General features: G+C 49.2%; 9 protein-coding genes and 2 tRNA genes. 3 read left to right on the top strand and 8 right to left on the bottom strand.

The window, feature by feature from the left end; genetic code table 11:
• Window positions 1-153: 153 nt before the first annotated feature.
• From OEW58_13525 to OEW58_13505, 5 genes are all read right to left on the bottom strand, one after another.
• Window positions 154-522 carry a response regulator gene (locus OEW58_13525; protein ID MDH5302366.1) on the bottom strand — a complete coding sequence of 123 codons (369 nt, stop codon included), beginning with the start codon at window positions 520-522 and terminating at the stop codon, window positions 154-156.
• A gap of 60 nt (window positions 523-582) precedes the next feature.
• Window positions 583-963 (bottom strand): response regulator, encoded by a 381-nt coding sequence (locus OEW58_13520; protein MDH5302365.1) that lies wholly within the window; start codon window positions 961-963, stop codon window positions 583-585.
• 9 nt (window positions 964-972) lie between these two features.
• Window positions 973-2,136 carry a methyl-accepting chemotaxis protein gene (locus OEW58_13515; protein ID MDH5302364.1) on the bottom strand — a complete coding sequence of 388 codons (1,164 nt, stop codon included), beginning with the start codon at window positions 2,134-2,136 and terminating at the stop codon, window positions 973-975.
• A 385-nt stretch (window positions 2,137-2,521) separates the two neighbouring features.
• The gene (locus OEW58_13510) at window positions 2,522-5,095 is read right to left on the bottom strand and encodes an EAL domain-containing protein (GenBank protein ID MDH5302363.1); all 2,574 of its coding nucleotides are present in this window, start codon (window positions 5,093-5,095) and stop codon (window positions 2,522-2,524) included.
• A gap of 139 nt (window positions 5,096-5,234) precedes the next feature.
• Complete coding sequence (locus OEW58_13505; GenBank protein ID MDH5302362.1) at window positions 5,235-6,503, bottom strand: HDOD domain-containing protein; 1,269 nt, start codon at window positions 6,501-6,503, stop codon at window positions 5,235-5,237.
• A 235-nt stretch (window positions 6,504-6,738) separates the two neighbouring features.
• Between OEW58_13505 and OEW58_13500 the strand changes: the two genes are divergently transcribed.
• From OEW58_13500 to OEW58_13490, 3 genes are read left to right on the top strand one after another with little or no spacing between them, the layout of a single operon-like run.
• The gene (locus tag OEW58_13500) at window positions 6,739-7,200 is read left to right on the top strand and encodes an ATP-dependent zinc protease (GenBank protein MDH5302361.1); all 462 of its coding nucleotides are present in this window, start codon (window positions 6,739-6,741) and stop codon (window positions 7,198-7,200) included.
• Between the two features lie 18 nt (window positions 7,201-7,218).
• Window positions 7,219-8,124, top strand: a complete 906-nt coding sequence (rimK, locus tag OEW58_13495) for a 30S ribosomal protein S6--L-glutamate ligase (GenBank protein ID MDH5302360.1) — start codon at window positions 7,219-7,221, stop codon at window positions 8,122-8,124.
• Window positions 8,125-8,128: 4 nt separating this feature from the next.
• Entirely contained in the window at window positions 8,129-9,181 is a 1,053-nt protein-coding gene (locus OEW58_13490) for a succinylglutamate desuccinylase/aspartoacylase family protein (GenBank protein MDH5302359.1), read from the top strand.
• Window positions 9,182-9,195: 14 nt separating this feature from the next.
• On the opposite strand, the gene OEW58_13485 is transcribed toward OEW58_13490, so the two are convergent.
• The 3 genes from OEW58_13485 to OEW58_13475 form a co-directional block, all read right to left on the bottom strand.
• Window positions 9,196-9,269, bottom strand: a tRNA-Cys gene (locus OEW58_13485).
• Window positions 9,270-9,337: 68 nt separating this feature from the next.
• Window positions 9,338-9,413: transfer RNA gene (locus OEW58_13480), tRNA-Gly, on the bottom strand.
• 72 nt (window positions 9,414-9,485) lie between these two features.
• The coding region (locus tag OEW58_13475) for a retroviral-like aspartic protease family protein (GenBank protein MDH5302358.1) at window positions 9,486-9,883 on the bottom strand (398 nt) is incomplete at its 5' end.

Here is a 9,883-nt window from a genome sequence, read left to right as displayed (position 1 = left end):
CCGCCCAGGTCTTTTCCTTCACGCAAGGCCTGGATGGCTGCGTCCATGTCGAATTGAATTTTGTGGGTCATGTTTCATCTCTTTTTGGTGTAGTTTAAAGAAATGACACAGAATTATGAACAGTACCGGGCTTTTGACTGAGATAACCCGATATCATTGAGAAACCAGGCTATCTACCTTCTCCAGCAGATCATCTATATCAATAGGTTTATTGATGTAGTGACGAACCCCCAACCCTAGAGCTATTTCCTCGTTAACTGCCTCGCTGTATCCTGTGCATAGTATTATTGGCAAGCCAGGTCTAATGCTAAGTATTTTCATTGACAACTCTGCTCCAGTCACTGCTGGCATAGTTTGATCAGTAACCACCAAATCAAAACTATCTGGATCTTGTTCAAACGCTTGCATAGCAAGCTTACTATCATAGAAAACTACTGGATCATAACCCCTAATCTCAAAGAGTTCAGTCAGAAAGTTTGCAACTGAGCGCTCATCATCTATTATCAGTATCTTTCCTGCCATCACTAAACTCTCCTGGTTTACGAAATTTTATTCAATAATCCATTTAATAAATTCGCTTCGTTATTTTTTTATCAACAGTGCTTCATCAACCGCTTTCTTCAGATCATCGGGAGAAAATGGTTTTGATATTTCCCAGGCCGCCCCAACAAGTCCAGCAACGGGCAAATAATCAAATTGCCCTGTTATCCCTCCACCGCCAGATATTGCAATAATCGGCAGAAGTGGGTAACTCTTCCTAACCTCCAATATGACATCAATCCCATTTTTTTGTGGCATTACAAGGTCTGTAATTAAAAAATCTACAGGATGATTTTTCAATACACCGATCGCTTCATCTCCATTATTCACCTCTATGATCGTCAATCCTGGATAATCCAATATTTCTTTTATCAATTCACGAATGCTTGCATCATCATCTGCCAAAAGACAGGTATACGACATACTTACCCCCTAAAATAACAACGCCTCTCCCTGCCCCATTCCCGTTTGTGACACGCGTTTACGCATACTATTTTCAATAGCCTCATTCATCTCAATACAGGTTTTATCCATATATTTTATAAATTCTTCGTCAAAACATCCATGCTCCATGACTTCCACCATCATCTCGGCATGTTTTTTCGTTATATATTCAAGAGCCCCTATTTTTAATATAACATCTTCCAGCAACTGCCTGGTCATATCCTCAAACTGCAGAGACCTAACTAATATTGCTATATTATCCGAAATATTTTTCGCTATATCATTAACCCCACCCAACTTGAACTGAACATTCTGATTTAAGCTCTTAATGCTTTCCAGCATTTCTGACATTCGTTCTTTTGACCCCAGCGTCATTGTCATATCCCTAGACGCCATTTTTCCAACAATGACACTCACTTCCGCCATAGTCTTTTCGGTGTGTTTATGCTGAAATTTTATCTGATTACTAAACTCACTACTTCTACCAGATAACACTCTAACTTCATCCGCCACAACAGCAAAACCTCTCCCAGCTTCTCCAGCCCTAGCTGCTTCGATCGCTGCATTCAATGCAAGCAAGTTGGTTTGGTCTGCAATTCCATCAATCTGTCGAAGGAATCGCTCTATAGCCAATATTTGCTCCTTCATATCGGTAATGGCGTACACCAAGCTCATACTACCTTCACTGGTCACCATAATATTATCCACAAATGTCTGGATTAATTTATTGGCCTCTTCAGCAACCTTGTGATTCCCCCTATCATCGAAGCTTTCGGTTCTTATTCTTTCAACCATATCACCCACAAGCTCCGTTTGAATCTTTACCTGCTGCTCCACCCCTTGAAAACCTGATACAAGACCGGCAATTGAATCTGCCTGAATTGATGAAACCTGCCGTATTTCGCTTTTTATACTTTCAATAATGTTTTCAAAATCGACTTTAACTACCGACCGATTAACAACACTAATTTTTGCATCATTTTTAGCAACAGCCTTATTTCTTAACAATCTGTAATAGGCGAAATAATGTAGAACCCATACAAAAGCCACAAAAATAACACAATAAAATTCCGGTAATACATTTTTATAGGATATATAATATGCTAGCGCAGCAGTCACACCTATTGGGACAATCCCCACGAAAAAATACATACCAAAACGATCTCCGATGATTAGAAATTCGATTTCAATTCATTACTGCATTGCACAAGCTTCGGTTTTATATATTCCCCCCATCCATATGGCGTAACATCACCAGTCTTACTGAACTCATTACCACTTACAATATGTAAAAAATTGTCACGCAAATCCTCCATTTTATAGTGCGATATACCAAACCAGCTTATATCCAGCTACATCAACACAATAAAATTGACACAACGAGTCATAAGCATAAATCCTATAACCACAGAGTCAGTAACAATATGGATGACGCTGTCTTTAATTATGCAAATCTCATGTTTTAAAAAATGAAATGCCGAGCACAAAGGCCCGGCATTGGTAAGAATGGAACGAAAAACCTCTATTTCAAATAAAACTATGGCTCCACGCTCTCCTGCGTTATCGAGCGAAAATCACGCATCCCTCGCCCTAGTTCACTAATGGCCAGTGGCTCGTAAACAAAGTTTCCCTGCACATAATCCACACCTATTTCGAGGAGAATATCCATCGTGGGTTGGTCTTCGACAAATTCTGCGATGGTCTTTAGCTTCATCGCGTGCCCTACTTGATTAATGGATTCAACCATAACTCTGTCCACTTCATCCACGGCGATCCCACGAATAAAATTGCCGTCAATTTTGAGAAGGTCTACCGGTAAGTTTTTCAAATAGGCAAATGAAGACATCCCACTGCCAAAATCATCCAAGGCAAACTGACAGCCCAACAACTTCAACTCGCGCATAAAACGGCGAGCGTGGTTAATATTCGAGATGGCCGCTGTTTCGGTAATTTCAAAACAGACACGCTGGTTTGGAATGGGATAGCGCTTGAGCTGATCAATAACAAACTCCAGGAAGCCCGGACTTCCTAAATTGTCGCCCGAAATATTGATCGTACAAAACTCAAATTCATCCCCCGCTCTGAAACGATCTTCCGCCCACGCAAGCCCGTTACTGACAACCCAACGATCAATATGTAGCATGAGATTATAACGTTCAGCCGCCGGCAAAAATGCCCCTGGGGGGATCACTCCACCGCTTGCATCAATCATGTCCAATAACAGTTCATAGCAATGCCGCTGAACCCCATCCTCACCCAAAGATATAATCGGCTGAAAACGTAAACGGAAACTGTCATTTTCCAGTGCCTGCTGAATTCTGTTTACCCATTGCATTTCGCTACGGCGACGCAACAACTCCTGATCGTCAGGCTGGTAAGTATGTACGCGATTCCGTCCTGTCTCCTTCGCTACATAACATGCAGCATCTGCAGAACTAAGCGCTGTCGTCAAACTTTCAGTCTCGGCATTAACTTCCACCAGACCGGCACTGATGCCGACACTAAACGTTTTATCGCCCCAAATAAAACGAAACACTTGAATATTGTGCAACAACCGATCGAGAACCTGCTGCGCCTGTTTGCCCGTACAATTAAGGAACAGAACACCAAACTCATCCCCGCCAAGACGACTCACCGTATCTCCAGAACGACTAGAAGCATGCATCACATCTCCCAGTTGTCGCAGCAACTCATCGCCAGCCACATGACCACAGGTGTCGTTTACGACCTTAAACTGATCAAGATCCAGATAGCACAATACGTGTGTCAAATTTGATTGGCGCGCGCTGGCGAGCGCCAGCCCCAATACGCGTTCAAATTCGCGTCGATTCACCAAGCCCGTTAACGCATCATGCGTCGCCAGATAGTCCATTTTCTTGGCCATGGCACGCGCTTCCGTCACATTACGAAAAACAATCACTGCGCCATTCACACCTTGCTCGTCAACCACGGGTGATACCGAGTAATCAACCGCAATTGCGGGGCCTGATTTACCGACAAACATCTCATCCGAAACGCGCGCACGCTGCCCGTAATTAAGGGCTCGATAAATAGAAGTACGCTCGTACTCGATCACTTTTCCGGAGGAATCGAGATGGGTAATTAATTCCGCGATGTTACTACGCCCAATTTCCTGTTCAGAAAACCCGAGCATCTCCTGAGCCGCTGCGTTGGAAAAATTACACTGCCCGGCCGCACTAAAACCAATAATCCCTTCGTCCATGGATTCGAGCAAAAGACGATCCCGCACTTCACGCCGCTTCAACTCGAGCTGGGTTTGCTTGCGTTCGGTAATATCCTCGGCTACACCTGCAATGCTGCTCTGCTGTCCGCTGTCGCCCACGACAGGATAAACGCGAGCGCGTATCCAGCGAACATTCCCCTCCTCCGTGATCACCCGAAATTCAGGAAGAAAATGGATATCATCTCTACCTATCTGATCGATGTACCTAGACAAATGGCGCCTTAAACCCGGCAAATCATCCTTGTGAACTCTATCCATCCAGGATGTCACCGAGTCATATAACGATTCACAGCTTTTCCCCCAAATCCGCTCATAGGAGGGAGAAACATAAAACAGTGTTCGCCAATCACTGGAGGCTAGCCAGAAAACCTCGTGGACACTGCCGGCCAATTGTTCAAAGCGCTGCCGGGTCAATTTGAGCTGGTTAAGTGCGTGATGCTTCTCGGTCACGTCCATGGCAAGGCCAATAATGCCCTGCACACTACCATTGGAGTCGCGCAATTTGACTTTGGTGATTTCCAAGACGTGAATCTGTCCATCCATAAATGGCACATATTCAACGGAGATATGGGGCTGCTCCTGCTGCAAGCACTCCTTGTCAGTGCGCATGCAGTTGGCTGCCATTTCTTTGGGGTAAAGCTCGGCGTAATGCGGAACACTGAGAAAATCATGTTCAGAAATTCCTACCGCCTCGCAAAAAGTCTTGTTGACGAAGCGCAACCGCCCGTCCAAACCCAACAACCATATACCTAACGGAGCGTTGTCGAGTATGGTCTGATGAATGTGATCCTTGATCAAGTCAATATCATTCCAGGGATTCTGCTTCATATTATTCGGTTTTCCCTCTCCCAAAATATCGGCACTCACTTATTCTTCAAAAAGCCTACGATGGACAACAATACACCACCATAGGCAGGGTTATAATACTCCAACCCGTTGCCAGTGTTAAACAATATATAGCCCGCATATCAAACAGTTGAAGGGTAACGCTGGTATTTATCATGAGTTACATCAAGGATTCGAGAATCTGTAATTCCGCAGCAACGCTGTCTTGCAAGCCCAAAATCTGCTGATAACGCAGTTTGAGCAACTTTGCATGAGGCGTCTGCAGTAGTTCCTTAATAAGTTTCTCGGTTAACCCAAATTCCATTTCATGCGCCAATAAATTACAAAATCCAACAATTATCAGATGTTTACCGTGCTTTGCTGGCACTGGAGGTAAGTGGTGATACCGCGATACCTGGGAAAACTCCTCGGGAAAACGCCATTGCTCGAACACATTCCCACCAAATTCACAGTGCAACCGATTTAGCGCTGCCTCCACGTCCACCATGTCCGTGGATTTATTCAATTTGGTAGGCATGCTCTGCAGTATCCTCAACAACGCCAGCTTACCCAGATCGTGCAACAAACCGTAAGCAAACAACGCATCTGGACGCGAATAGGACAGATCTTGCCCTAATTGCTTACTGGCTACTGCCACCGTCAGCGTATGCCGCCACAGTTTTTCCCGCAACTCTTTGAGTGGCGAGGTTTCAATCTTAAACATCTGGTCGTGACTGAGCATCATCACATAGTTAAGCGCCCGCTCCAGCCCAACCCGTCCGAGCGCCTCTGCGGCAGTTCGCACTTTATTACCCCCGGCAAACTGCACCGAATTGGCGGCTCGCAACACACGGGCACTCACTGCCGGTTCTTTTTCCAGCAGCCCGCCGATGGCCTGTAAACTGGCCTGATCATCCTGCATCATGTCGATTAATTTTTGTAGCAATACCGGCTGTGAGGGCAATTCAATTTCGCCGTTATATATGCGCCGCTTTAAATCATCGAGCAGAGAACCACCCGTCGGACTTTCAGACTGAGCTTTATCAACGGGAGGTGACGCTGATTTAACTACCAGGGTCATGATTTTTTGTCGAAAACTGGCAACATTAATAGGCTGGAGTAAAAAATCATCCACACCATCACGCTCCCACTGCTTCCACGATGCCCGCTCCAACGGCGACACAATACCCAGAATCGGCATCGTTTTCAGCGAGGTATGAGCCTTTAACCGACGCACCAGTTCCCGCCGCTCGGGCAAGGTATCACTCAATTCCACCATCAGCAGCGAAAAGCGCGTATCTTTAATCGCCAGAATGGCATCTTTGACGCTATCTGCGACCATCACCTTGCCGCCCATCACGGTACACTCGTCGACGATCTGTATCCGTTCGGGCGCATTGCCATCAAGTAACAGCAAATTGGCATTATTTATGGCGGTGTCATTTCCCACCCAGGCACCTCTCTTCTGGCATCCCGTCACAACCCAGAAAATCATCACGTTACAACAACGGAAAGTCCTTAGCCACTATCGGCAAATATGCGCATTTTTTGCAGCCAATCTTGCGGCGCGAGCCAACCAAACCGCCAACAAGACACCAATTGTTGCCAAATTATCCCCATATCTGGCCAATTTTCCATTATCATCAGCCAATTAGAACACGCCATGAACAGCATGAGGGCTGCGAATGACTACACCACCAGAGGAGCTACTGCACGTTGGCTGGCGTGAATGGTGCTCACTACCGGAACTGGGTCTGCCCAACATCAAGGCCAAAATCGATACCGGTGCCCGTACTTCCTGCCTGCATGCATTCGAGCTACAAACCTTTCGCGAAGGCGGCGCACTATGGGTACGGTTTGGCGTTCACCCCGTGCAAAAGAAAAGCAAACTGAAGGTATACTGCCAAACTCCTGTCATTGACCAGCGCATGGTGTCCGATTCTGGCGGCCATCGCGAGAAACGTTTTGTGATTCAAACCATGCTGGCGCTGGGAGGGCAACAATGGCCGATCGAAATGACGCTTACCAACCGCGACACCATGTTGTTCCGCATGCTGCTGGGGCGCACTGCCATGGAGCAACGCATCCTGGTTCAGCCGGGTGCATCCTTTTTGCAGGGACGTCCAGACAGAGCCTCCAAACCATAAAAAATTGACGCGGTCCCCATGAAAATTGCCATTTTATCCCGAAACAAAAAACTTTATTCCACCCAGCGCCTGGTGGAAGCCTGCAAGCAACGCGGCCACGAAGTTCGCGTCATCGACACCTTGCGCTGCTACATGAGCATCAATTCCGATCGCCCGGAAATCCACTATCGGGGTGAAAACCTTGCCGGCTTTGACGCCGTCATTCCACGCATTGGCTCCTCCATCACTTTCTACGGCACAGCGGTAGTGCGTCAGTTTGAAATGATGGGCGTGTTTTCGGTCAATGAATCGGTCGCCATCACCCGCGCCCGTGACAAATTACGTTCGCTGCAATTGTTATCACGCAAAGGCATCGGTATGCCCAGCACCGCCTTCGCCCACTCGCCCGATGACGTGCAGGACATGATCAAAATGGTCGGCGGAGCTCCGCTGGTGATCAAATTACTGGAAGGCACCCAGGGCATTGGCGTGGTACTCGCCGAAACCCAAAAGGCTGCGGAAAGCGTGGTCGAGGCTTTCTTCGGACTCAAAGCCAATATTCTGCTGCAGGAATACATCAAGGAAGCCGGCGGCTCCGATATCCGCTGCTTCGTGGTCGGCGGCAAAGTCGTTGCGGCAATGAAACGGCAGGCCATGCCCGGCGAATTCCGCTCCAACCTGCATCGCGGCGGCAGCGCCGAGCTGATCAAAATTACCGAAGAAGAACGTGCCACCGCCATCGCCGCCGCCAAGGCCATCGGCCTGAACGTCGCCGGGGTGGATTTGCTGCGCTCCAATCGCGGCCCACTGGTGATGGAGGTCAATTCCTCCCCCGGTCTGGAAGGCATCGAGTCGGCTACCGGCAAAGACATCGCCGGCATGATCGTCAAATTCATCGAAAAAAATGCCAAACCGCACAAAACCCGTACCAAGGGCAAAGGTTAAGCCCATGATGAACGACGCCCTGGCCATTAATGGCATCACCATCAAACCAGGCAGCCGCATCACTCTTGATCTGCCTGCGGGCAAACTATACACCCACACGCCGATGTCGATTCCGGTCCATGTGGTCAGCGGCAAACTAGCGGGCCCCCGGCTGTTCATCAGCGCAGCCATCCACGGCGACGAAATCAATGGCGTGGAAATCATCCGCCGCCTGCTCAAACTGCCGATATTGCGCCAGTTGCGCGGCACCCTGATCACCGTGCCCATCGTCAACGTCCACGGCCTGGTGCATCACTCCCGTTATTTGCCAGATCGCCGCGATCTAAATCGCTCCTTTCCCGGCTCGGAAAAAGGCTCGCTGGCAGCGCGCCTGGCCTACCTGTTCATGCAGGAAATCGTTGCCAAAAGCACTCATGGCATCGACCTGCACACTGGCTCGCTCCATCGCACCAATCTGCCGCAAATCCGCGCCAACCTGGACGACCCGGAAACCGCACGTTTAGCCAACGCCTTTCAAACGCCGGTGATCATTTCCTCCAACCTGCGTGATGGCTCACTGCGCGAAGCCGCTGCCGAATACGGTGTGCCAATGCTGCTGTACGAAGCCGGCGAGGCACTGCGCTTTGACGAAGTCTCCATTCGCGCCGGCGTCAACGGCATCATCAACGTCATGCGCGAGCTGGGCATGCTGGGCCGCGCACGCAGCAAGCCCAAAACAACCATCGAACCCGTCATCGCCCGCTCCAGCAGCTGGGTGCGCACCCCGGAAAGCGGTATTTTTCGCAGCATTGTGCCGTTGGGGGCCAGGGTAAAAGAGAACATGTTATTAGGCGTGGTCGCCGATCCCTTCGGTGAGCGGGAGGCGCAAATTCTCGCCCCCTACAGCGGCATCGTCATTGGCCGCAACAATCTGCCATTGATCAACGAGGGCGATGCCCTGTTTCATATTGCGCGCTTTGAAGATGTGCGTGATGCCGCCGCTGCCGTTGAGGAATTCCACGAAGAACACCTCAGCGCCCTGGCGGACGAACCCAGTGCCGAAGGACCGATCATTTAGAGAGAAGATAAAAATGGAGGCTAGGCCCGGAGTCGAACCGAGGTCCACGGATTTGCAATCCGCTGCATAGCCACTCTGCCACCCAGCCGGAGAATTTACCGCCACACCGACTTGGCCGGCGCAGGGTAGGCATCGTTCACGACACCTGAAGAAATTTGGAGCGGGAAACGAGACTCGAACTCGCGACCCCAACCTTGGCAAGGTTGTGCTCTACCAACTGAGCTATTCCCGCAAAAGAGGCGCGCATTATATGCCGCACCCTGTCAAAGCACAAGCCTAAATCCCGAGCAAAATCATTGATTGGTTATTTCTTGCGTAGTCGCAACTGGTTCTGTTCCTGTTCAATCTGGAACTGGAATTGCCCTAACACGTCCATGCCCAGCAAACCATCGGCTTGCAATTCACCCAGCTCCAATCCCACCACCGACAGCCCCGGCAGACGAACGCCCCCCAGCGAAAACTCATCCAACTGAAAAATCTGACCATCCGTCAGCCCATTAGCCGTACTGAATCGCCGGGTCGTCTGTGCCTGCGCCGGGCCATAACCGGCCCGCGCCAACACCTGTGGTCGCAACACCGTCATGGTCGCACCGGTATCGATCAACAAGGAGGCTTCGGTGCGCCCGTCCAGGGTCACCGGCAACAAAAAATGCCCGCCCTGGCGCTGCAGATTAATCACCACGTCGTTGCGCGCCAACCGGC

The organism is Gammaproteobacteria bacterium (assembly GCA_029884425.1).
GTDB lineage: Bacteria > Pseudomonadota > Gammaproteobacteria > S012-40 > S012-40 > JAOUHV01.
The sequence above is the reverse complement of the archived record's forward strand: the minus strand, read 5'-3'. Positions and strand labels throughout refer to the sequence as shown.